General features: G+C 72.6%; 19 protein-coding genes. 2 read left to right on the forward strand and 17 right to left on the reverse strand.

Translation table 11 applies throughout. The features are described from left to right. Window positions 1-118: 118 nt before the first annotated feature. Window positions 119-1048, reverse strand: coding sequence for an NADP-dependent oxidoreductase (locus tag ACZ6D7_RS44135; protein WP_469503771.1), 930 nt, complete (start codon window positions 1046-1048; stop codon window positions 119-121). 65 nt (window positions 1049-1113) lie between these two features. After that, window positions 1114-1590, reverse strand: coding sequence for a luciferase domain-containing protein (locus ACZ6D7_RS44140; RefSeq protein ID WP_469503772.1), 477 nt, complete (start codon window positions 1588-1590; stop codon window positions 1114-1116). Between the two features lie 194 nt (window positions 1591-1784). Here ACZ6D7_RS44140 and ACZ6D7_RS44145 point away from each other — a divergent pair, with 194 nt between their 5' ends. Further along, window positions 1785-2150 carry a winged helix-turn-helix transcriptional regulator gene (locus ACZ6D7_RS44145; protein ID WP_469503775.1) on the forward strand — a complete coding sequence of 122 codons (366 nt, stop codon included), beginning with the start codon at window positions 1785-1787 and terminating at the stop codon, window positions 2148-2150. A gap of 47 nt (window positions 2151-2197) precedes the next feature. Here ACZ6D7_RS44145 and ACZ6D7_RS44150 read toward each other — a convergent pair whose 3' ends face one another. From ACZ6D7_RS44150 to ACZ6D7_RS44190, 9 genes are all read right to left on the reverse strand, one after another. Then, the gene (locus tag ACZ6D7_RS44150) at window positions 2198-2521 is read right to left on the reverse strand and encodes a chorismate mutase (protein WP_469503777.1); all 324 of its coding nucleotides are present in this window, start codon (window positions 2519-2521) and stop codon (window positions 2198-2200) included. 44 nt (window positions 2522-2565) lie between these two features. Beyond that, entirely contained in the window at window positions 2566-3978 is a 1413-nt protein-coding gene (locus tag ACZ6D7_RS44155) for a class II 3-deoxy-7-phosphoheptulonate synthase (protein WP_469503831.1), read from the reverse strand. Between the two features lie 134 nt (window positions 3979-4112). After that, window positions 4113-4793, reverse strand: coding sequence for an FMN-dependent NADH-azoreductase (locus ACZ6D7_RS44160; RefSeq protein ID WP_469503780.1), 681 nt, complete (start codon window positions 4791-4793; stop codon window positions 4113-4115). Window positions 4794-4951: 158 nt separating this feature from the next. Beyond that, on the reverse strand, window positions 4952-5797 hold the full coding sequence (gene pheA, locus ACZ6D7_RS44165; protein ID WP_469503782.1) for a prephenate dehydratase: 846 nt from the start codon (window positions 5795-5797) through the stop codon (window positions 4952-4954). A gap of 9 nt (window positions 5798-5806) precedes the next feature. Then, on the reverse strand, window positions 5807-6211 hold the full coding sequence (locus tag ACZ6D7_RS44170) for a nuclear transport factor 2 family protein (protein WP_469503784.1): 405 nt from the start codon (window positions 6209-6211) through the stop codon (window positions 5807-5809). 17 nt (window positions 6212-6228) lie between these two features. Beyond that, a complete protein-coding gene (locus tag ACZ6D7_RS44175) occupies window positions 6229-7149 on the reverse strand; it encodes an NAD-dependent epimerase/dehydratase family protein (protein WP_469503786.1) in 921 nt (306 codons plus the stop codon). A 30-nt stretch (window positions 7150-7179) separates the two neighbouring features. Then, the gene (locus ACZ6D7_RS44180; protein ID WP_469503835.1) at window positions 7180-9918 is read right to left on the reverse strand and encodes an AMP-binding protein; all 2739 of its coding nucleotides are present in this window, start codon (window positions 9916-9918) and stop codon (window positions 7180-7182) included. Between the two features lie 659 nt (window positions 9919-10577). After that, window positions 10578-11258 carry a response regulator transcription factor gene (locus ACZ6D7_RS44185; protein WP_469503838.1) on the reverse strand — a complete coding sequence of 227 codons (681 nt, stop codon included), beginning with the start codon at window positions 11256-11258 and terminating at the stop codon, window positions 10578-10580. 667 nt (window positions 11259-11925) lie between these two features. Beyond that, the gene (locus ACZ6D7_RS44190) at window positions 11926-13353 is read right to left on the reverse strand and encodes a Gfo/Idh/MocA family protein (protein ID WP_469503787.1); all 1428 of its coding nucleotides are present in this window, start codon (window positions 13351-13353) and stop codon (window positions 11926-11928) included. A 31-nt stretch (window positions 13354-13384) separates the two neighbouring features. On the opposite strand from ACZ6D7_RS44190, the gene ACZ6D7_RS44195 reads away from it, so the two are divergent. Further along, on the forward strand, window positions 13385-14482 hold the full coding sequence (locus tag ACZ6D7_RS44195) for a TauD/TfdA dioxygenase family protein (RefSeq protein WP_469503790.1): 1098 nt from the start codon (window positions 13385-13387) through the stop codon (window positions 14480-14482). On the opposite strand, the gene ACZ6D7_RS44200 is transcribed toward ACZ6D7_RS44195, so the two are convergent. The 6 genes from ACZ6D7_RS44200 to ACZ6D7_RS44225 are packed head-to-tail and all read right to left on the reverse strand — an operon-like array spanning window position 14437 to window position 21668. Continuing rightward, on the reverse strand, window positions 14437-15543 hold the full coding sequence (locus ACZ6D7_RS44200; RefSeq protein ID WP_469503793.1) for a hypothetical protein: 1107 nt from the start codon (window positions 15541-15543) through the stop codon (window positions 14437-14439). The two genes, ACZ6D7_RS44195 and ACZ6D7_RS44200, sit on opposite strands and share 46 nt — an antisense overlap. Continuing rightward, complete coding sequence (locus ACZ6D7_RS44205) at window positions 15536-17404, reverse strand: NHL repeat-containing protein (protein ID WP_469503796.1); 1869 nt, start codon at window positions 17402-17404, stop codon at window positions 15536-15538. The genes ACZ6D7_RS44200 and ACZ6D7_RS44205 overlap by 8 nt, the downstream gene beginning before the upstream one ends. Next, window positions 17385-18179, reverse strand: a complete 795-nt coding sequence (locus tag ACZ6D7_RS44210; protein ID WP_469503798.1) for an SDR family NAD(P)-dependent oxidoreductase — start codon at window positions 18177-18179, stop codon at window positions 17385-17387. Before ACZ6D7_RS44210 ends, ACZ6D7_RS44205 begins: the two co-directional genes overlap by 20 nt. Continuing rightward, window positions 18149-18979 carry a phytanoyl-CoA dioxygenase family protein gene (locus ACZ6D7_RS44215; RefSeq protein WP_469503800.1) on the reverse strand — a complete coding sequence of 277 codons (831 nt, stop codon included), beginning with the start codon at window positions 18977-18979 and terminating at the stop codon, window positions 18149-18151. The genes ACZ6D7_RS44210 and ACZ6D7_RS44215 overlap by 31 nt, the downstream gene beginning before the upstream one ends. Then, a complete protein-coding gene (locus ACZ6D7_RS44220) occupies window positions 18976-20880 on the reverse strand; it encodes a hypothetical protein (protein WP_469503803.1) in 1905 nt (634 codons plus the stop codon). Before ACZ6D7_RS44220 ends, ACZ6D7_RS44215 begins: the two co-directional genes overlap by 4 nt. Continuing rightward, window positions 20877-21668, reverse strand: a complete 792-nt coding sequence (locus tag ACZ6D7_RS44225; protein ID WP_469503804.1) for a hypothetical protein — start codon at window positions 21666-21668, stop codon at window positions 20877-20879. The genes ACZ6D7_RS44220 and ACZ6D7_RS44225 overlap by 4 nt, the downstream gene beginning before the upstream one ends. Between the last annotated feature and the right edge of the window lie 18 nt (window positions 21669-21686).

Here is a 21686-nt window from a genome sequence, read left to right on the forward strand (position 1 = left end):
AGGAGAGAGGAGGGAAGAAAAAAGAAAGAAGAAGAAGGGGGGAGAGCCGGCGCAGCCCCCCCCACCCCCCTCCCCCCCCCCCCCCCCCCCCCCCCCCCCCCACGGCCGTCGTGTCGGGTCAGACGACGGAGATGGCGATCTTGCCGACGGTGCCGGCGCCGAACGCGCCCACCGCCTGGGCCACCGAGTCGAGCGCGAACGTCTGGCCGATCGGCACCTGGAGCGTGCCCGAGGCGGCGGCACCGGCCAGCCGGTCCAGCGTGGCCGTGTCGGGGTTGGCCATCACGGAGGTGACCGTGATGTCACCGCGCCCGGCCTGCTCGGGGCCGAAGCCCAGGGTGGAGGCGAGCCGGCCGCCGTCGGCCAGCAGCTCCACCAGCGGCGCCGGGTCACCGGCCAGGTGGACGACGGCCGTCACGCCGTTCGGCGCGATCGCGCGAACCTGGGCGGCGAGGTCGCCGGTGTGGTCCACGACGTGCGCCGCGCCGAGCCCGCCGACGAACTCCGTCTCGGCGCCCGGCTTCGCGGTGGCGAGGACCGTCGCGCCGGCCGCCACGGCAAGCTGCACGGCGTACGCGCCCACCCCGCCCGTCGCGCCCACGACGAGGACCGTGTCACCGGCCTTCGGCGCGAGCGCGTCGACGACGCCCGCGGCGGCGGTGCCCGCCAGGCCCAGGGCTCCGGCCTGCGCGAGGTCCAGGCCCTCCGGGACGGCGGCGATGCCGTAGCCCTCGGCGACCACGACGTACTCGGCGAAGGCGCCGTCGGAGACGACCGGCTTCATCACCACGCCGAACACCCGGTCGCCGGCGGCGCGGGCCACGCCCTCACCGACCGCCTCGACCGTGCCCGCGAAGTCCTTGCCGAGGGTGACCGGGAACTTGTGCTCCAGCATGTCCTTGAACACGCCGTAGATCACCGCGCCGTCGAAGCCGTTCAGCGACGAGGCGTGCACCTTGACCAGGATCTCACCCGGCCCCGGCTCCGGCTTGGCCACCTCGGTCACCGCGGGGGTGGTACCGAAGTCGTCGATGGTTACTGCGCGCATGGGATGTTCTCGCTTCCTGATGAAATGTCGGAACGGTTGTGCGGGTGAGCTGTTCGCTGCGTGACCTAGCGCACGGCCTGTTCGTACGACGCCTGCATCACCGTCGCGGCCACCTCGAGTTCGTCGGCGTCGCGCGGGGCGTAGAGCATGACGATGCTGCTGGGGAACTCCGGCCGCCGGGAGATCGGGTGCGGTTCGATCCAGCCCAGCTCGGTCAGCGCGCCGAGCGACTCCATCGGCACCGTCAGATGCATGAACCCGGAGCCGTGGATGTGCCCGAACTCGTCGACCGACGGGTGCAGGAACGCCTCGAAGGCCCGGTCCTTCTTGTTCAGCCGCAGCGCCAGGGAGGACGGCTCCGACACCTGGCTCTGTGTCATGAACACGCCCGGTAGGGCCTCCGCCCGGGCGATCAGCGCGGCCCGGATCTCCGGCGGGGAGAAGTCCTCCAGCTGGTCGTGCGGGATCTCCCGCCCGGTCGTGGCGGGCCGGGGCCCCTTGCGGGGAGGCAGAGTGCTCAGCGCACTCGGGTCGACGGCCATGATTCTCCTCGGGTCCTCGGCTCTGCTCGGCTCCGCTCGGCTCCGCTCGGCTCTGCTTCTCCGCTCGGCGGCAGCGCTCCACGGCATGCCGGAGCCACGCACCGACAGTGCGCTGGTCACTTCTTGTTCTCGGTCCGATTTTGGGCGATCCTGCTGGTGTGGCAGAAGACGGCACCTCAAAAAGCGCTACGCACATGGATGTTCCCGACCAGGTCAGCGAGGGTCTGACCACCTGTCGGCTGCGGGACGTGCTGGACCGGGTGGGTGACAAGTGGAGCGTTCTGATCATGGCGCTGCTCGGCGACGGACCCCGGCGCTACTCGGATCTCCGGCGCTCCATCGACGGCATCTCGCAGCGGATGCTCACGCTGACGCTGCGCAGCCTGGAGCGTGACGGCCTGGTCATACGGACCGTCACCCCGAGCACCCCGCCCCGGGTGGACTACGAGCTGACCCCGGTCGGGCACACGCTGTCCAAGGAGGTGAGTTCGCTCATCCAGTGGTCCGAGCGCCACCGGGAGTACATCGGCATGTCGCGCCGCAGTTACGACGCCCGGTAGCCGCCGGATCCCCACCGTGCCCACCGCCGGACCGGTCACCGGTCCGGTCACCGGTCCGGGGCGATCGTCCGATGGTGGCGGATCACCTCGGCGATGATGAAGTGGAGCAGCTTCTCCGCGAACGCCGGGTCCAGGCGCGCGGATTCGGCGATGTTCCGCAGCCGGGCGATCTGCCGGGCCTCGCGGGACGGGTCGGAGGGCGGCAGCCGGTGGACCGCCTTGAGCCGGCCGACCCGCCGGGTGTACTTGAAGCGTTCGGCGATCATGTGCACCACGGCGGCGTCGATGTTGTCGATGCTCTCGCGGAGCTGGTCCAGTTCGGCGCGCACGCTGGTGTCGTCGACGGTGTTCTCGTTCTCGGTCACGGTCATCCGGTCCGCCCACTCCCCTGCTGTGTTCCTTTCCTGACGTCTGCTCAGCCCGCGAGGCCGTCGAGTGCCGGCCGGGCGTCCTCCAGGAACCCGGCGACGAGGAAGGCGAGATCGAGCGACTGCCCCCGGTTGAGGCGCGGATCGCACGCCGACTCGTACCGGTGGAAGAGGTCCGGGAAGCCGAGGTCGTGCCCGCCGCCGAGGCACTCGGTGACGTCGTCGCCGGTGAGTTCCACATGGATGCCGCCCGCGTGCGTCCCCAGGGCGCGGTGCACCTCGAAGAAGCCGCGGACCTCGCCGAGGATGTCGTCGAAGCGACGGGTCTTGTGGCCCGAGGGGGCCTCCATGGTGTTGCCGTGCATCGGGTCGCAGGCCCAGACGACCTGGGCGCCGGAGGCCGTGACCTTCTCCACCAGCGGGGGCAGCACGTCGCGCACCCGGTCCACGCCGAGCCGGACGACGAAGGTGAGACGGCCCGGTTCGCGGTCCGGGTCGAGCCGGTCGATCAGCTGGAGCGCGGTGTCGGGGGTGGTGGACGGACCCAACTTCACACCGATGGGGTTGTCGATCCGCGAGAAGTACTCCACGTGGGCGCCGTCGAGGTCGCGGGTGCGCTCCCCGATCCAGAGCATGTGCCCGGAGGTGGCGTAGGACCGCCCGGTGCGGCTGTCGCGGCGGGTGAGCGGACCCTCGTAGTCGAGCAGCAGCCCCTCGTGGGAGACGAAGAACTCGGAGTCGTCGAAGTCGCGCGGGCGGGCGCCGGTGGCGCGCATGAAGTTCATGGCGCGGTCGATGCCGTCGGCGATGATCTCGTACCGGGCCCGCAGCGGGGAGCCGGCGATGAAGTCGCGGTTCCACTCGTGGACCTGGCTGAGTCCGGCCCGGCCGCTCGCGGTGAACGCCCGCACGAGGTTGAGGGTGTTGGAGGACGCCTGGTACATCCGCAGCAGCCGCTCCGGGTCCGGGACGCGGGCCTCGGGCGTGAAGTCCGGGCCGTTCACCGCGTCGCCCCGGTAGACGGGCAGGGCGACCCCGTCGCGGGTCTCGGTGGGCTTCGAGCGCGGTTTGGCGTACTGGCCCGCGAGCCGGCCGACCTTCACCACCGGCATCGCCACCGCGTAGGTGAGGACCGCGGACATCTGCATCAGGGTGTTGAGCTTGCTGTGCACGGTCTCCGCGGAGACCCGGTCGAAGGTCTCGGCGCAGTCGCCGCCCTGGAGCAGCAGCGCCTCCCCGCGGGCGACGGCCGCCAGCCGGTCCCTCAGCCGGTCGCACTCACCGGGGAGGACGAGCGGCGGCGCGCCGGCCAGTTCGTCGGTGACCCGGCGCAGGGCCGTCGGATCCGGGTACGGGGGTTGCTGGCCCGCCGGGAGGCCGCGCCAGGTGTCGCGCGGCCCGGGACCGAGCGCGGGCCCCAGCCCGAAGGCCGCCGGCTTCGACGCGCCCGCTGTGTCCATTGTGTTCATGACAGAACCTCAGGATTCCGGAGTGGGTACGAGTGGAGTGCGGTGCCGGGGGTGACGGGGTGCGGAGGGGTGACGGGGTGATGGGGTGGGGTACGGAGGGGTGACGGGACCCGCGGGGCGGACCGTCAGACGCGGACGCGCTGTGCCTGGAGGCGGGCCCCTTCGAGGGCCTGGCTGAGGGAGGTGGCGGCCATGCCCTGGAACCCGGCGAGCCGGGGCACATGGCCGGACTTGGTCATCTCGGCGTGCAGGAAGGTCAGGTCGTCGGCGAGGGCGACCATGCCGAACGCGGCCTTGAGGTAAGGCTCCTGGAAGTCGTAGGCGTACCGGGGCGTGCCCGGTCCGTAGGCGCCGCCGCGGGCCGTGACCACGACGACCTGCTTCCCGGACAGGGGGCCGGTGCCCGTCGCCGGGTCGACCACCAGCGGGGGGATCACGAGCCGGTCGAACCACGCCTTGAAGGTGGCCGGCAGCGAGAAGTTGTGCATGGGCAGCCCGAGGACGAGCGTGTCGGCGGCCAGCACCTCCTCGACGAGGTCCCAGGTGAGCGCCCAGCTCGCCTTCTCCTCCGGCGTGACGGCGGCGTCACGGGCCTCGTCGAGGTCACGCACGTCACCGCTCTCCAGCCGGTGCATCACCGCGATCTGCTCGGCGTCGACATGCGCCACGGGCAGCGCCGCCAGGTCCCGGTGGACGTGTGTCCCCGCCGGGTTGGCCGCCCGCCAGGACGCGGCGAACTCGGCGGTGACCCGCCGCGTGGTCGACTCGATCCGCGGGCTGGTGTCGAGGTGCAACAGGGATGGCACGGGTCACGCTCCTGTGGGGTGGGTCGGTCGCGGGGACGGGGGTGAGGAGTGGAGGTGAGGGGTGGGGGTGAGGGGTGGGGGTGAGGGGTGGGGGTGAGGGGTGGGTGAGGGGTGGGGCGGGTGCGGGTGGGGCGGGTGCGGGTGGCGGGCGGTCCCGGTCAGACCGGTTCCTCCGTCCGCCGCGCCCAGCGCGGATAGCTGCCCAGGAAGCGGGCCCCCGCTCCCAGCCCGGCGATCGCGGACATCGCCTCGCGTACCGGCGGGTTCTCGATGTGGCCGTCGATGTCGATGAAGTAGCGGTAGCTGCCGAGGCGGTCGCCGGTGGGCCAGGAGTGGAGCCGGCTCACCTCGATGTCCCGGGAGGAGAACTCGGTCAGGATGTCGAGCAGCCGGCCGGGACCGTCGCCGGGGTGCACCATCAGGGAGGTGCGGTCCAGCCAGGTCCTCGCCGGCGGGAACCACGCCGGGGCGACCGAGACGAACCGGGTGACCGCGCCGGCCCGCTGGCCGATACCGGTGGCGAGGGTCGCGAGGCCGTACAGGTCCGCCGCCAGCGGGGCCGCGACCGCGGCGACCCCCGCCGCCGACGCCGTCCCGGCCACCTCGCGCGCGGCCGCCGCCGTGGAGTCCACGGGCCGGACACGAGCTTCGGGCAGCTGCTCCGCCAGCCAGCGCGCGCACTGGGCGAGCGCGTGCGGATGGCTCAACACCTCCGTGACGGCGGGGAGTTCGGTGCCGGGCCGCGCCATCAGCGCGAACGTCACCGGCACCTCCACCTCCGCCGTGATGTGCAGCTCCGCCGAGACCAGCTGGTCCATCGTGACGGGCACCACGCCCTTCACGGAGTTCTCCAAGGGCACCACGGCCGCCCCGCAGTCCCCGCGGCGCACCGCGTCCAGCGCCGCGGGGACCGTGGGGAACGGGCGGTCCCGCCCGGCGGGCACGACCCGGCGCAGCGCCGCCTGGGTGAACGTGCCCTCCGGGCCCAGATAGGCGTACGTCATGACGGACCGTCAGCTCTCTATCAGACGGTGGAAGAGAACGGTGTCGAAGATGTCCTCCATGCGGATCGCCCGGCCGTCCCGGAGGGTCCAGGAGTGCACGAAGTCCAGGGTCTCGGTGTGCCCGGAGTGCGAGGTGACGTCCCGTACGCCGAAGACCACGACCCGGTCCCCGGACTGCACGAACTCCATCGGGTGCAGGCGCATGCCGCCCAGCACGGTGGGCACATGGGCCAGGAACTCCTTGACGCCGGCGTGGCCCACCTTGGTGCCGCCGAGGCCGTACTCGCGCATCCCCTCGGGGTGGATCCACTCCACGTCCTCGGAGAGGACGGCCAGCAGCGCGTCCACGTCCCGGGCGTGGAACGCCTGGTACGCCGCGTGGATCAGATGGAGGTTGCTCTCTTGCGTCTTCACCGGGCTGTGGCTCCTCGTCACTTCGCGTACTCGGGATACATGGACTCGACGGTGCGGCGGATGCCCTCGCGCCAGCCGACCTTGCACGGGCCCGTCAGCCGCGTGCGCAGTGCCGGGTCGAACTGGTACGTCTCCCGGGTGACCTCGCTGGGCACCAGCTTGGCCTCGACCCCGGTCAGCTCCTCCAGATAGCGGACGCAGTCGGTCATGCCGACCGGCTCGTCCCCGCCCCAGTTGGTGAGGACGGCCGGCACCGACGCGGCCTCCCACAGCCGCGGCACCTGCTCGATCAGGTCGTCGGTGTACAGCAGGGAGCACCAGTTCTGGCCCTCGACGGGCACCGGGATGGGCTCCCCGGCCAGCATCCGCTTGAAGTAGAGCATCGGCACGCCGCCGTAACCGCCGGGGCCGTAGGCGATGTTGAGGCGGGCGATGATCGTCGGCAGGCGCAGGGTGCGGGCGTACGCGCGGACCACGCCCTCGGTGGCGATCTTGGCGACGGGGTAGACGGGCAGCCAGTCGGCGACGCCGTCGACCGGGTCGTCCTCGGTGTAGGCGTGGTCCAGGGTCTGGCGGGCGTACAGGGCGCCGGTGGAGACGTACAGGAACGCCTCGGCGGTACGGCAGTGGGTCATCAGCCGGCCGGTGGCCACCGTGTTGACCTCGATGGCGGTGTTGAAGTCGCCGTCCTCGCCGCGCCGGACGGCGGAGTGGATGACGTGGGTGAAGTCCTCGGGCAGGCCCTTGAGGCTGTCGTCGCCGGTGTCGTCCATGTCCCAGCGGAACGTGGTGATGCCGTGCTCGGTGAGCGCCTCCTCGGAGCCGGGGGTGCCGAACCGGCCCAGCGCCCAGACCTCGTTGTCCCCCGCGAGGGCCTTGGCCACCGGGCCCGCCACCTGTCCGGTGCCCCCGGTGACCAGGATCTTCTTGCCGTTCATCGTGCTCTCCTCGGTGGTCGGGTCGGGGTGTCAGCCGGCGTCGCCGAGCGCGCGGTCGAGTTCCGCCCGCAGGATCGACTGGAAGACGGGCACGTGGTTCGGGCCCATGAGGGTGTAGTGCTCGCCGGGCACGTCGAGGTAGCGGACGTCGGGGCAGTGCTCGTCCCAGCGGCTCAGCTCGTTCTTCAGCCAGTCCTCCTTGGTGCCGCGCAGGGGGATCGCGTAGAAGACGGACATCGTGCGGACCGAGCCGCCGGGCGCGTAGGTCCGGCCCAGGTCGGTGAGCCCGTCGGCGAGGGTGGCCCAGGCGGTGAACTTCTCCAGCGTGAGGTCGAGTTCGGCGAGCCGGGCCTTCGGCGCGATGTCGATGAAGTGCGCGAGCTGCTCCTCGCGGGAGAGGTGGCGCAGCTGCCCCGGCAGGTCGAGGGACTGCTTCTTGTCGATGAGCGCGAGGAAGAACGCCAGGTTGGCGGCGGTCTCGACGAAGTCCAGTTCGTTCATGCGGTACTTGATGTGCGGGGGCAGGTTGAAGCTGCCGACGAAGTCGACCCGCTCGCCCTGCGCCTCCAGGGTCTTGGCTATCTCGAAGGCGACCGCGCCGCCGTACGAGTACCCGGCGACGGCGTACGGGCCGTGCGGCTGCTTGGCGCGGATCGCCTCGACGTAGGTGGAGACCATCTCCTCGAAGCTCTCGAAGGGCTTCTCGCCCGGGTTGAAGCCGCGGGCCCGCAGCGCGTAGAACGGCCGGTCGCCCACGAAGTACTTGGCGAGGTTGACGAAGACGAGGACCTCGCCGACGCCCGGGTGGACGCAGAACAGCGGTGTCTTGTCGCCGACGACCTGCATCGGGACGATCGGGTCGTACGGCCGTACGGCCGACGCGTCCTCGCCCAGCCGGGCGGCCAGCTCGCGGACGGTGGGGGCCGTCAGCACGGTGATGATCTGGAGGTCGTGCGCGCCGAGCCGCTGGGCGACCATGCTGCGCAGCCGCAGGATGTCCAGCGAGGTGCCGCCCAGGTCGAAGAAGTTGGCGGTGGCGCTGAGCTTCTCCGGGGCGGTGTCGAACATCTCGGCGTAGATCCCGGCGAGGATCCGCTCGGTCTCGCCCTCGGGCGCGGTGTATCCGCCGAGGCGGCGCAGGACGAGGTCGGCGACGGACTCGGTGACCTGGTCGTACGCGCCCGCCTCCAGCCTCTTGCGCATCAGGGAGCGCTGGATCTTGCCCAGGCTGGTCTTGGGGAAGGCCTCCTTGGGCAGCGGCAGGATCAGCGAGGGGCGGAAGCCCCAGAGCATGACGACCCCGGAGCGCACCGCCGACAGCACCCGGTACAGGGCGAGTTCGTCGCCGTCCTCGGTCTCCGGGTGGAAGGCGATGACGAGCTGCTCGGTGTCGCTGCCCGGGGCGCGGGTCGGGAACGCGGCGACGTAGGAGCGGGCGACGCCGTCCAGCTGCTCCAGCACGGTCTCGATCTCATGGCTGAAGTAGTTGACGCCATTGACGATGACGCTGTCCTTGCTGCGGCCGACGAGGGTGAGCCGGCCGTCGTCGAGCCGGCCGAGGTCGCCGCTGCGGAACCAGCCGTCGGCGGTGAAGGCGTCCCGGGTGGCCTGCTCGTTGTTGTAGTAGCCCGGGGTGATCATGGGCCCGGTGAGCTGGAGTTCACCGGTCTCGCCCGCGCCCAGCTCCTGGTCGTGCTCGTCGACGACGCGCAGCAGCAGGCCCTCGACGGGGGTGCCCAGGTTGGCGAACTCCTGACCCTGGTCGGAGGCCGGGAACGCCTGGGAGTAGATGGAGCCGGCGCAGGTCTCCGTCATCCCGAAGGCGGGCCACAGCGCGTCGGGGCGCAGTCCGTGAGGGGCGAAGAGGCGCAGGAACGTCTCGCCGGTGGTGCGGACCACGGCCTCGCCGCCGCTGATGATGTGGCGCAGCCGGGACAGGTCCACGGGCCCGGTCTCGTCGAGCCGGTCGGCGGACGCGTTCAGCAGTCCCAGCAGGAAGTTGGGGGTGAACGTCATGGTGACGCCGTGCCGGGAGATCAGCCGGAGGAACTCCAGGGGCTCCCCGAGGACCACGGCGGCCTCGACGTGCAGCTGGGTGGCGCCCGCGTACAGGGGCAGCAGGTGGCACTCCAGGAGGGCGGCCACGTGGTCGAAGGAGACCCAGTTGAGGGAGACGTCGTCGGGGCCGAGCCGGTGGTAGCCGTTCTTGCCGGCCATGGACGCGAGCAGGTTGGCGTGGGTGAGCCGGACGGCCTTGGAGTTGCCGGTGGAGCCCGAGGTCAGGACCAGGAGCGCGGTGTCCTGCGGCGCGGCCTGGTGGAGCAGGTCGGCGCTCTCGGCGGCGTACAGGCTCGACAGCGGGGTGACGCCGAGGCCCTCCACGTGCGGCAGTTCGGCCGCGAGGGTCTCGGTGGTGACGACCAGCGGCTGGTCGAGGAGGGTGTTCACATGGCCGAGCTGGGTGGCCCAGCGCTCGGGGTCGCCGCCGAGGGGTGCCATCGGGACGGGGACGAAACCTCCGAGCAGGCAGGCCCAGAAGGCGGGCAGGAACTCCTGCGGGCGCTCCAGGAGCAGGACGACCTTGTCCTGGGGGGCGAGGCCCCGGCCGCGCAGGCCGGTGAGCACCCTGCGGGCCTCGTCGACGAGTTCGGGATAGCGCTGGAGCCGTGCGTCGTCGTCGCCCTGCTGGTAGAGGAGGCCGGACCCGGGGTGGTTCTCGGCGGCCCGCAGGAGGAGATCCGCGATGTTCCGGGTCGATGATATGGCCATGGTCATGTCGATGCCCTCTCTTCTCGTTCGCGAGGAAACGCGCGCCACGGGGCGGTGGTCGGGGGCGTCACCGGGTGACGCCGGCGGCCGCGGTGGCGGGCGGCCGCGCACCTGTGGTCGGGGAGGATCCGTCAGTGCGGCGTGGACTCGGGGCCCCGCGGCGGACCGGCGGCCGGCCGAGGCCGGCGGCGTTCCGCGAGGGCGGACTCCGAGGTGGACGAACAGCGCAACACGCGGCTCCCTGGTTCCCGACAGTTGATGACTGAGTGGTCGACCGAGCCCCCGTCGCACGAAGAAAGTCGGCGCACAGGGCCTTGACAACTAGCCTCTGTGGGGCGGGTCCCCGGTTTCAACAGACCTGGTTTCAGGGCTTCGTCAGGTTTCACAAATCGAGCGCGAGTGTGTCGGGTCCGGCTCAGATCCAGGTCAGAGAAATGTCAGATGCCCAGGTCAGGCGCTGGTGGGCGGCCGAAGGGTGCGGACTGGACCACTGGGCGAGAAGCGGGGGCGCGGGCGCCGCGGGCAGCACTGACGGCGGAGCGGCACTCCGCCCCGCCTCGCGCATATTTCTGTTCCTTTTCCCTTGTTCGGACGTCAGTTGTTTCCCTCGGCAACGGATGAACGGAAATACTTCGCGCCTCGGGCGATCGATTCTGAATTCACCCGTTGCCGAGCCTGAACCCGACTCCCCGGATGGTGATGATCCATTCACTGGCGCCCAGTTTGTTGCGCAGACTGCTGACATGTGTGTCGACAGTCCGCCGGGACCAGGAATCGCCCCACACCTGCTGCATGAGTCGATTTCGCGGAATCACACTGCCCGGATGCGAGGCCAGCAGATGCAGGAGATCGAATTCCTTGCGGGTGACGACGACGGGCCTTCCGTAAAGACTCACCTCGCGGGAGCCGGCGTCGATCCTGAGCGGCCCGTGCGAAATCACCTCCACCGGCCGCGGCGCGGGCCGGGCCCGCCGCATCACCGCCTGCATCCGGGCCATCAGTTCCCGGAACCCGTACGGCTTGACCATGTAGTCGTCCGCCCCGGCCTGGAGGCCGAGGACCCGGTCCAGCTCGGTGCCCCGGGCGGTGAGGGCGATGATGGGGATGTCGGACACGGTCCTGATGGCCCGGCAGACCTCCAGCCCGTCCAGGTCGGGCAGTTCCAGATCGATGAGGACGAGGTCGGCGAGCCCGTACACCTGGAGCGCCATCCCGCCCCGCTCGACCACGTTTACTTCATGTCCATGCCTGCGCAAACCATGGATCAGGGACTCGGCATAGTGGACATCGCTTTCCACCACGAGCACCCGCCACGTCTCCGTCGCCATCGACGGCGGCATGACGGCCGTTCCGGTTCCCGCGGTGATCCCGGTATTCGCCAGAACGGGTAGTTCCGGTGCACGCTGACTCATCGTCTCCCCCAAGACTCGTCTAGCTCTCAAAGACCCCCGACCGGGCAGGGCCACTGCACTCGGCGAGTCTAAAAAGCCCTTCTTCCGACTGTCAAAGATCCATGGCGTAAACGAGCTATGTCGAACGAGTCAAGAGGAATTCCACATTCCGATTGCGGACCCTCGGAGAATACCGGACGAACGGGAACGCCGACCTTGCGCGGATCAAGCCATTCTGGATGCCCGCAACCAGCGATTCGTCCCCTCTCGGCCGATCGCGCCGCACGATGTGACGGATACTCAGAGGATCGCCGTACGGCTCCTACGTGTACACGATCGATCAGGACCGCGCCGCACCCCCACTGCTGGCCGGAACCATATGGTCAACGGCGTGCGCGGCACTCCCGCTCGCCTGCGCGCAATGACCTGGTCGCCATCCGTCCAACCCCCGGGAAGAGTCGCATTCCGACCCCAGGAAGGCCGAAAAGAGGCGCGAACACGAGTGTTCCCAGGGAACGCGGAAGTTCCCGCGAACGAAGAATGCCCGAGTCGGCGTCCAATTCATCCGGTCAGAAGAATATTGCGATTCCTTTACCACCGATCGGGAACACGGGCGTCATTCGGCGCGATACCACTCCCGTGCCGAGGGGTCCAGCGCGACCACGGACCGGCCGGTTCCGCCCCGCGTCGCCCGGACGACCCCGGCCACCGCCGCGGCGAGCACCCGCACCGTGGTCCCGTGCAGCGCGAGCCCGCTGCGCCGGCCGTCCGTGGCCAGGAAGTCCCGGAAGAGCTCCTCCCTGGCCCGGTCGTTCAGACTGTCCGACGCCGCCGCCCCGCCGTCCGGCGTCCGCACCCTGACCCGGCTGACGGCCTCGCCGCCGATGAGCCTCCGGTTGCGGTACACCACGACGTCGAACGGGCTCGGCCCGCCGTCGGGCCGGCCGTCCTGGCAGGAGTCGACCCGGATCGTCATGAGCGGCCCCACCTGAAGCGTCACCCGCTCGTGCCGGACCCGCCCGTTCCCCTTGTAGGTGTCCTCGGGCAGCTCCAGCCAGGCCCGGCCGGACAGCGAGGTCTGGAGCAGCGACAGCACCGCCGTCGTCACCACGTCCGGGCCGTTCATCAGCCGCGCCAGCAGCACCACGTCGGTCTCCCCCCAGGGCTGCCGCGGCACGGAGGCCGGCCGGGGCGAAGCGCTGAACCGCCCCCACCGCTCACGGCCGAAGAGCCGCTCGTAGGCGGCGTCCGTCAGCTGGGCGTCGACGCCCCGGGCGTCGACCGCGCTCACCTCGAGGCCGACCCGGTCCGGCGGCCGCGCGGATCGCCGGTTGACCTCGGTCAGCCAGCAGAACAGGTCGACGAAGTGGTAGCCGGAGTGCAGCAGCTTCCCGTAGCCGTATTTGTAGGGGTGACCGTCACGCGAGACGAATTCCCAGGGCATGTTCCAGGTGCCGTCGGAATGGTGGATGTCCAGATAGGTGAGCGGTATCCCGTATTCACCGACGACCTCTGCGAGGATCTCCTTGACCATCCGGTACGCCGGATGCGCCCGGCGCTGCGCCTGGACGACCACGGTGACGCCGTACTTTTCGGCGAGTTCGGCCAGATAATTCTGGTCCTCCACGAGCCGCAGCGCCTCCGTGGGCCCTTCCGTGCGCAGATCCCGGGCGGTCACCGGCTTTTCCAGGAGAACGTGCATACCCCGCCGGACCGCCCACTCGGCATAGGCCCGGTGCGCGCGGGGCTCGGTCGCCACGACACAGCCCCAGGCAGGGGTTTCGCGCAACGGATCGGCTCCGTCCAGGACGTCCGCGAGCGCGGCGGAATCCAGTGCGCCGGCGACCAGCACGACACGGCGGGGCTGATGGGAACGGCCCGCCAGGTATTTCTCGACGATGTCCCGCTGCGACTCCATTTCCACGACCGTGTCTATGGTGAGGAGTCCGGCCGACTGGTACCTTTCCAAAAGGGGGTAGTACATGGTCCGGGCATAGGGACCCAGACCGGCCAGCACTATTCGCTTGGCGAGCGCACCGGACATGGCTTTCTCCCTTCAGGGAGGGGATCGATTCATGCGTAAGAATTCTCATGGGAACCCCGCGGACATTCGCGTCTCTCCGGCCTCCGGCTATTTCGGCGCCGAGGTGTCCGGTGTCCGGCTCGGCGACCCGCTGGACGAGCCGGTGTTCACGGCCGTCCGCGGGGCGCTGCGGCGGTACCGCGTGCTGTTCTTCCGGCGTCAGTTCCTGACGCACGCGCAGCAGACCGGGCTGGCCCGCCGGTTCGGCCCGCTCGCCCCGCCGCACCCCTGGCGGAACGCCGCACCGGACCACCCGTTCGTGCACTCCCTGGTCACGGGAGGCAGGCGGCCGGAGAGCGCCGAGGAACACCACCGGGCCCGCTGGCGCAGCCCCGGCTTCCTCTCCGGCTGGCACGCCGACATCACCGCCGCCGTGGACCCGCCGTCCCTGAGCGTCCTGCGCGCCGAGCGGGTCACCTCCCGGGGCGGCGACACGACCTGGGCGGACCTGGTGACCGCCTACGAGCACCTGTCCGCGCCGCTGCGCCGCCTGCTGGACGAACTGACCGCCGAACACCGCTACCTGGTGGGATACGTGCCCTTCGGTGTCCTGGACGGCGTCACCCGGACCGCGCTGGACACGGGCCTCGTCGCCCACCATCCGGTGGTCCAGGTGCTGGAGGAGAGCGGACTGCGCGCCCTGTTCGTGAACCCGGCGTTCACCAGCCACATCAACGAACTCGCGCCGCCGGAGAGCCGGTACGTCCTCGACCTGCTCTTCGCCCACATGACCCGGCCCGAGTTCTGCGTCCGGCACCGCTGGGAGGCCGGCGACGTGGCGATCTGGGACAACCGGGCCACCGTGCACATCGCCCCGGAGGACCATGAACACCTGGGGGAGGAACGCGAGATGTACCGGGTCTTCGTGGCCGGCTCCCCCGCGGTCGGCCCCGACGGCCGGACGTCGACGGCCGTGTCCGGGTCCCGGTACCAGGCGGCGGACCAGCCCGCGGGCGAACCGGGCGACCAGCCCGGAGACGAAATCGCGGACGAGCCCGCAGCCGATGTCGCGGACGAGCCCGCGGACCGGCCCGAGCGGCCCGCTCACCCGGGAAGCGGCAGCGGCCGCACCGGCCACCGCGGGCCGTAGGACGGAACGAGCAGGACATCGCCGATGTCCGTCGGCACCGGGCACGCCGTGAACTCGACCGGGTCCCCGTCCCGGCAGAAGCCGAACGCCTTCGAGTGGCTCACCACGGTCACCGTCCCGTAGCGCGCGCCCGTGTCGGACCGCGCGTCCCGCACCGTGAAGAGCGCGGGCAGGTCGAGCTGGCCCGGCGGGCCGTCCTCGACGAAGACCGCGCGCATCCGTGCCGGGGGCCCGGGCGGCCCGTACGGCACGGGAGCCGCCGGAAAGCGTTCCGCGCGGCCGCGCGAGTGGTACGAGACGGAGACGCGCAGCCCCCGGTACCGCAGGTTGAACCGGTTTCTGCCGCCGGCCTCGAAGGCGGCGAACATCGTGTCCCACGCCGCCTGCGGATAGGCCGCCCGCCACACGTAGAAGAGGTTCGTCTGCTCGTCAGGCGGCAAGCGCCGCCGCCAGCCGGAGGCGTCGTCCGCAAGCAGCCGGGGGAGAGCGCGGGTCGTCGCGGCCACCGCGTCCGCGCCGTAGACGTCCAGGTCCACGTCGGAGCGGTCGCAGGACAGGCCGCAGGCGTACGAGCCGTTGAGCCCCACCCGCGAGAGATCGGTCCCGGCGGCCTCGGCCAGGGACCGGAGGAGTTGCCCGACCAGGCGTTCCCGCGCGGAGCGGGGATGGTCGACCACGCGCCGGGCCGCGTCCTCCGGGACGATCGCGGCCGCGACGGCGTCGGGCCCGAGGAGTTCGAAGCGGCGGGCGTGGAACGGCACGTCGACGAAGGGCAGCCGGCGGCGGACCGGGGTGCCGTCCGGCCAGCGGTGGTCACGGACCTTGACGAGGCCCGCGCGCTGCTCGAAGTCGCCGCGCGGCGCGTCCCGCACGGGGGCCCAGTCCGGGACGGCCAGCACGCCGTTCTCGGGGTGGTGGTCGCCGACCGCCTTGTAGACCCAGCCGTCGCGGGTCCAGAACTTGTCGGCGTACCGCACGCCCCGGTCGGCGAAGAGCCCGACGGCCGGCACCGGTGCCTCCGGTTCCCAGCGGGGCGCGTCGACGGTCCACGGTTCAGCCACCGCACACCTCCAGCAGGGCGGGAAGGCCCAGGAAGACGAGTCGCGAGTTGTCGAAGTCGCTCAGGAGCAGGGTCTGTTCGCCGACGTCCACGGCCACGTGCCGCGGGAAGAACAGGCTGCCCACCAGCCCGTCCAGCGCCGGGGACAGGGAGCGGACCCGGCCGTCGGGGCGGACCAGCAGGACGCGGTGGTGTCCCGTGTCGACGACCACCAGGGCGCCGTCGCGCAGCCGGGCCATCGAGCGGGGCCGGCACAGCGGGGTCCCGGTGTCGGCGCGTACCCGCTCCGGGTCCAGCCAGGTGGTGCGCCGCCCGTACCGGTCGACGTGCACCAGGCGGTCGGCGCCGGTGTCGCACACCAGGACGCCGCCGTCCGGCAGCGGCAGGGCCATGTGCGGGTCGGAGAGGCCGCCGTGCCACCAGTCGGCCACCCCGCGCCGGTCGATCCGGCCGACCGTCCCGGTCTCGCTGTCGGTCACCAGCATCCTGAACGGGGACACGGAGGTCACCACGACGTGGTGCGGGTCGCCGAACGGCCGGGGGGCGGCCTCCCCGCGCGGGCGCCACGCCGTCAGCTGCCAGCGCGGCGCGCCCGCCCCGTCCAGGCAGAGCAGCCGCCGCCGACGGCCGTCGGCCACCAGGGTGCCCTCGGCACTCGCCGTGGCGAACCTCGGCCAGTCGAGCCGGGGCGGAACGCACGACACGGGCACGGGAACGGGAGCGGTGGCGAGGGCGGGGGCGGGGGCGGGGGCCGGAAGCACCCGCCGCACCTGTCCGGTCGGCGTCACGTCGAGCACCCGGTCGTTGTGGCAGTCGGCCACCAGCACCCGGTCCGGGGCGACGAAGTGGGCGCCCCGGGGCTGGATCAGCTCGGTGGCGGCGATGTCGCACCGCCCCAGCAGCACGGTGGACGTGTCGCCGTCCCCGAGCCGCAGCAGCCGGTCACCCCGTCCCTCGGCCACCAGCACGCTGCCGTCCGGGCAGGCCACGGCCGTGTTCGGATGCCACAGCCGCAGCGCCGAGCCGGTGTGCGCGTCGGTCCGCCCCCACGTCCGTACCACCGCGCCGCCGGCGACCTCGAGCACCCGGTTGTTCTTGGTGTCCGCGACGAGCACCCCGCCCGAGGCGGTGACGCAGGCGTGCCGGGGCGCGTTGAGCAGCCCCGGTCCCTTGCCCGCCCGGCCGGTGCGGCCGTGGACCAGCCGGACGGGCCCCGCCCCGGAGGCACCCGCGACATGGAACACGCCGTGCGCCCGGGCGTCGGCGATCAGGAACCCGCTCCCGTCCGGATCGACGGACACCCCCGCGGGCTCGTCGAGGCCGTCCCCGGACCCCAGCCGCCGGCGGATCCGGCCGCCGGGCGTCACGACCAGCACCTGCCCGAGGCGCGGCAGGGCCAGCACGAGGTCTCCGCCGCCCAGCAGGCCCGCGGCGGCCGGCGGCCACGCCCCGGCGGGCAGGCGCCGGGCGTCGAGCAGCGGGGTGCCGGTGCCGTCCGGCCGCCGCAGCACGACCCCGGCCGGCCCGGTCAGCACCATGCCGTCGGGGTGCGCGGCGCCGTGCGTCACCTCCGCCGCGCCGGCCCACCCCGCCCGGGCGCGGCCGTCCGTCAGGATCCGCAGGCCGTGGTCGCGGTGGACGGCCACGACCCGGCCGTCCGCCGTGACGAACCCGCAGCGATAGCCCGAGCCGTCCAGCGGGTCGCGGCGCACCTGCCCGGGAACCGTGAGCCGCCGGCCGAGTTCCCACGCGGGGACCGGCCCCGTCGCCAGCCGCTCCAGCGGAAGCACGGCGGGCGCCGGCGTCGGCGCCGTGGCCCCCGGGGTCAGAAGATCGCGCGCGTCACCAGGGATGCGGATCACCCGCTCTCTCCACGAACGGCGGAAGCCTCCGCCGGGGATCGGTCAGCAGAAGGCGTACGAGGTCGGCGGCGGCGGTCCCCGGGTCGTCCCCTGCGTCCCGGGCGCCCATGGCCGTGCGCAGGGAGCCCGGGTGGACGGCCACGACCCGGATGTCCGCGCCGGCGAGTTCCTGGCGGAGGCTGAGGCTCAGCATGTTCTGGGCGGCCTTGCCGATCCGGTAGGCGTAGTGCCGGGCGCCCGGGCCGTCGTCCCGCGCGGCTCGCGCGAACGAGCCCCGGCGCGAGGAGACGTGCACGACGGTGGCGTGCCGGGCGCGGCGCAGCGCGGGCAGCAGGGCCTGGGTGAGCCGCAGCGGCCCGAGGCAGTGCGTGACGAACGAGTCCAGTACGTCGTCCGGGCTCAACTCCCGCAGGACGCTGGGCGGATGGGCCACCCCGGCGTTGTGGACCAGCAGGCCGACCGGGCCGTCGCCGACGAGCGCCGCGAGGTCCCGGCCCGCGTCCGGGTCCCGTACATCGGCCACGACGGGGTGCGCCAGGGGCCCCAGGGCGGCCCGCAGCACCGGGGCGGCGGCGGGGTCGCGGACGACGCACAGGGTGCGGTGACCGCGCCGGCACAGCTCGTGGGCGGTGTGGAAACCGAGGCCGCGGGCGGCGCCGGTGACGACGACGGTGGGCCGGTGCTCGGCGGCGCCTGCGGGCCGGGCCAGGGGTGCGGCGGCGCCGTCCTCACCGCCCGGCGCGCTCACCGGTGCGCCCGCGTCTCGTCCGGGCACGTCAGCGCCTCCTCCCGACGCGGGGCGGGCGTCACCACCTCGATGTCCGGCACCCGGGGACGCGGCGGCCCGGCGGCGCGGTCGTTGCCCCGGTACAGATGGCCGCCGCTGACGACGATCTGGCGGCTGCGGTCGGGGTGCCGGTCGAGTTCGTCGGCGCTGCGGAAGCCCAGCACCAGGCTCATCCGGCTGCGGTCACCGGTGTTGGCGCCGACCGTGTGGAAGGCGAGCGCGTCGAAGAGCAGGACCCCGCCGGCCGGCACGGGCACCGGCAGCGCCTGGTCCAGCAGGTCGGCGAACTCGACGTGCTCGTCCATCCAGGTGCCTCCGCCGTCGGGCTGCGGCACCCCGACGAACGGCAGGTAGTGGGAGCCGGGGACGAGATGCGTGCAGCCGCCGGTGACCGTGGACTCCTCCAGGTAGACGACGGCCGTGACCAGGCCGCGCGACCACTGCAGGACGTCCCGGTGCAGCCGCGGTGCGGCGCTGCCGGGGGCGTTGACGGCCGCCTGATTGTGGCGGTTGAGCAGGTAGACCACGTTGGGGCCGAGCAGCGACCGCAGCGCGCCGACGAGCCGCGGCGCGGTGATCAGCTCGCCGACCAGCCGGGGGTCCCGTTCGTACAGCCGGTACAGCTTGGGCCCGCCGCCCGGCGCGTCCGGGGCGGCCGGCGGGGACAGGGCGGCCTCGTCGCGCACCAGCCGGCGCAGCCGGGCCGCGAGCGGCTCGGGGACGACGCCGGGCAGCCGAAGGTAGCCGCAGTCCCTGAAGTGCCGTGTCTGCTGGGCGGTGAGGCTCATCGCGTACTCCGTCCGAAGGGGGTGCGCCGGCCCGCTCCGGCCGCCGCCCGGTGGCGCAGGCGTCGGGGCAGGTACCAGGCGAACAGCCGGAACCGGTGCCACCAGCCGTACTGGAGGACGGCCAGGGCGAAGAGGTACTCGCGGACCGCGAACACCCGGTGGGCGCCGGGCAGCAGGGCGACCCGCCAGGCTCCGGCCCGCGATCCGAGGAAGAGGTTGGCGGTGGCGAGCTGTTCGTAGCGTTCCCGCAGCGTCTCGTCGGTGACGTCGGGGTCGTCCGCCCGGTAGCCGTCGCGCAGCGCGCGGTGCCGGTAGCTCAGCATGCCCTGGAGGTCGCCGGACTCCCGGAACCAGGTCGTCGACCGGTCGGCGTGCGTGTGGTCGTCGCGAGGTCCGCCGCGGCGCAGGGCGTCGAGGCTGTCGCGGACGTCCTGGAGCGCCTGGAACACGGCCACGCGCCGCTCGACCTCGTCGTCCCCCGGCTCCTCTCCCGGGGCCGCCCCCGACGCCGCCCCCGCCTGTTCATCGGGTTTCTCCTCGGGCGGGGTCCCGGCGGCCGGCATCCGGGCGAGCAGCCGGCGGGCGAGGGGGCGCAGGTCGGGGGTGCGGTGCATGTGCTCGACCACCCGGTTCAGGGTCTCCTCCAGGACGTACGCCTCGTCCGTGCCCGCGGCGACGGCGGACCGCTGCCGGTTCAGCCACAGCCAGGCCGGGAGCAGCCGGCCCTGTGCCCACAGGCAGGCGCCGATGCGCTCGGCCCGCACGGTGCGGTCGGGGGCGTCGGCGGGGGCGCGCCGCCACATCCGGCGCAGGGTGCTCCAGGCGCCGGCCTCCCACAGCAACTGCGAGCGGACGGCACGCAGTTCGACGGGATCGTCGGCGCCGGTGCCGTGCTCGTCCAGCAGCCGGCGGACCTCCCGGTGCAGGCCGAGCGAGCGGTACAGCAGGAAGGTGGCGCGGTGGCGTTCGGCGTCGGTGACCGTCAGCCGCGGGGTGGCCGGTTCCCGGGGCTGCGGGGCGTCCGGCGGCGGCAGTCCCCAGCGTCGGGCGAGTTCCGCCAGCAGCAGGTCCGTAGGGCCGCAGACGACGCGGACGTCGGCTCCCGCCGCGCGCAGCAGGGACTGGAGCGGGATCGGGTCCCGGTCCGGCACATGCGGCGGGTGCGCCGAGTGCATCGCCCACAGCACCCGCAGGCCGCGCAGGCCGTCCGGCGGGAGCGCGGCGACGAGCCGGTCGACGTCGAAGTAGTCGCTGCCGCTGTAGCCGAGGACGATCACCGCGCGGTGGGTGCGCAGCAGGTCCCGCATCCGGGCCGCCTCGGCCCCCGGGAAGCCGGTCCGGATGAGGCTGAGCGTGGCGCCGAGCTGCTTGCCGTCCGGCGAGTCGGCGAAGGAGAGGTGGAAGTGGTGGACGGCGCCCGGGGGCACCGGACGGCCGTGGCGTGCCTGGTGGGCCTGTTCGACGCAGGTGTCGAAGTTCGCGGTGACGTGCCGTCCGCCCCGCGCGATGTGGTCGGCGGCGAAGGCGTGCAGCCGGTTGGGTACGGCGACCCGGACGTCGTCGAGGATGTCGAAGGTGTCGGGGAAGGCGTCCGGACGGGCCCGGGCGGCGGCGTCCAGCGCGGTCTCCAGCCGGGGCAGCCGGGCGGCGGGCAGACCGGTGTCCTGCTCGCACAGCGGGGTCGTGGTGAGCCCGACGACCTGGTGGTACGTCAGCACCCGGGCCAGTGCGCCAGGTTCGAAGAAGGTGTCGAAGACACGGCTGGTCAGTTCGGGGCCGCTGGGCAGACCGGTGGGCCCCTCGACGGAGAGGCCGGCGCCGGACCACAGCAGCGCCTCCTCGGGCCCGAGGCCATCGAGCAGCGCCGCCGCCTCGGCGACGGCGGGCTCCGGGGCGGTCACCGCGGCACCGCCTGCGGGTCGCCCTCGTCGGCCGGGGGCTGGGCGGGGCCGGGCAGGAGGGGGCCGGCTCCGGGTTGGGCGGCCGCCCAGAGGGCGTCGAAGCGGCCCAGCCAGTACGCGTACCAGTGCGGTGAGGTCCGGCGGTCCAGGCGCAGGTGCATGCGTTCGTTGATGGTGCCGTCCCCGAAGCCGTGGAACTCCACGACGAGTTGCCCGTCGGGGCTGTCGCCGTCGACGACGAGGAGGCTGAAGCCGGGGTTGAAGGGCAGCCGCCGCCAGTCGAAGCCCGGCTCCCCCTCCAGCCGGCGCAGGGCGCGCAGCGAACTCTGGAGCGCGGCGCCGAGGTCGAGGTTGTCGTCGAGCTGCGCGGCGGCGTGGGCGACGGCCCGCGGCTCCGGGTCGAGCAGCACGAACCGGACGGTGCCGCCGCGCTGGAGGATGCCCCGCCGGAGATCCTCCGCGCCGGCCAGGACGTTGATCGCGGTGGGGCCGTAGACCCGCAGGTCGCGGGCGCCGTCCAGGAGCCGGGACAGCGGGCCGAGGTCCTCCCGCCGGCGCAGCACCTCGTCGGGCGAGGCGGGCGGCGGCTCGGGCTGCGCGGCCGTCCGGAAGACCAGCAGCGCCAGGGCGCCCACGGTGAACCGGGCCATGCCCTTGGTGCCGACCAGGTCGAACAGACCCAGGACGACGAGGGTGGCGCCCAGGAGGAAGAACACGTACGCCTCGATGTGCCGGCCGTGGCGGATGTCGTCCACGACGCGGTCGACGCGCCGACGCAGGGTGTTCACTCGCGTGCTCTCTTTCGT

This window comes from Streptomyces sp. NPDC041784 (genome assembly GCF_055591025.1).

Bases quoted from the DNA above. Each gene is read 5' to 3' on its own strand.
- ACZ6D7_RS44190 (WP_469503787.1), bottom strand. From the start codon at position 13,353: ATGTCCGGTGCGCTCGCCAAGCGAATAGTGCTGGCCGGTCTGGGTCCC.
- ACZ6D7_RS44150 (WP_469503777.1), bottom strand. From the start codon at position 2,521: ATGACCGTGACCGAGAACGAGAACACCGTCGACGACACCAGCGTGCGC.
- pheA (WP_469503782.1), bottom strand. From the start codon at position 5,797: ATGACGTACGCCTATCTGGGCCCGGAGGGCACGTTCACCCAGGCGGCG.
- ACZ6D7_RS44135 (WP_469503771.1), bottom strand. From the start codon at position 1,048: ATGCGCGCAGTAACCATCGACGACTTCGGTACCACCCCCGCGGTGACC.
- ACZ6D7_RS44145 (WP_469503775.1), top strand. From the start codon at position 1,785: ATGGATGTTCCCGACCAGGTCAGCGAGGGTCTGACCACCTGTCGGCTG.
- ACZ6D7_RS44140 (WP_469503772.1), bottom strand. From the start codon at position 1,590: ATGGCCGTCGACCCGAGTGCGCTGAGCACTCTGCCTCCCCGCAAGGGG.
- ACZ6D7_RS44180 (WP_469503835.1), bottom strand. From the start codon at position 9,918: ATGGCCATATCATCGACCCGGAACATCGCGGATCTCCTCCTGCGGGCC.
- ACZ6D7_RS44195 (WP_469503790.1), top strand. From the start codon at position 13,385: ATGCGTAAGAATTCTCATGGGAACCCCGCGGACATTCGCGTCTCTCCG.
- ACZ6D7_RS44175 (WP_469503786.1), bottom strand. From the start codon at position 7,149: ATGAACGGCAAGAAGATCCTGGTCACCGGGGGCACCGGACAGGTGGCG.
- ACZ6D7_RS44155 (WP_469503831.1), bottom strand. From the start codon at position 3,978: ATGGACACAGCGGGCGCGTCGAAGCCGGCGGCCTTCGGGCTGGGGCCC.
- ACZ6D7_RS44185 (WP_469503838.1), bottom strand. From the start codon at position 11,258: ATGCCGCCGTCGATGGCGACGGAGACGTGGCGGGTGCTCGTGGTGGAA.
- ACZ6D7_RS44215 (WP_469503800.1), bottom strand. From the start codon at position 18,979: ATGAGCCTCACCGCCCAGCAGACACGGCACTTCAGGGACTGCGGCTAC.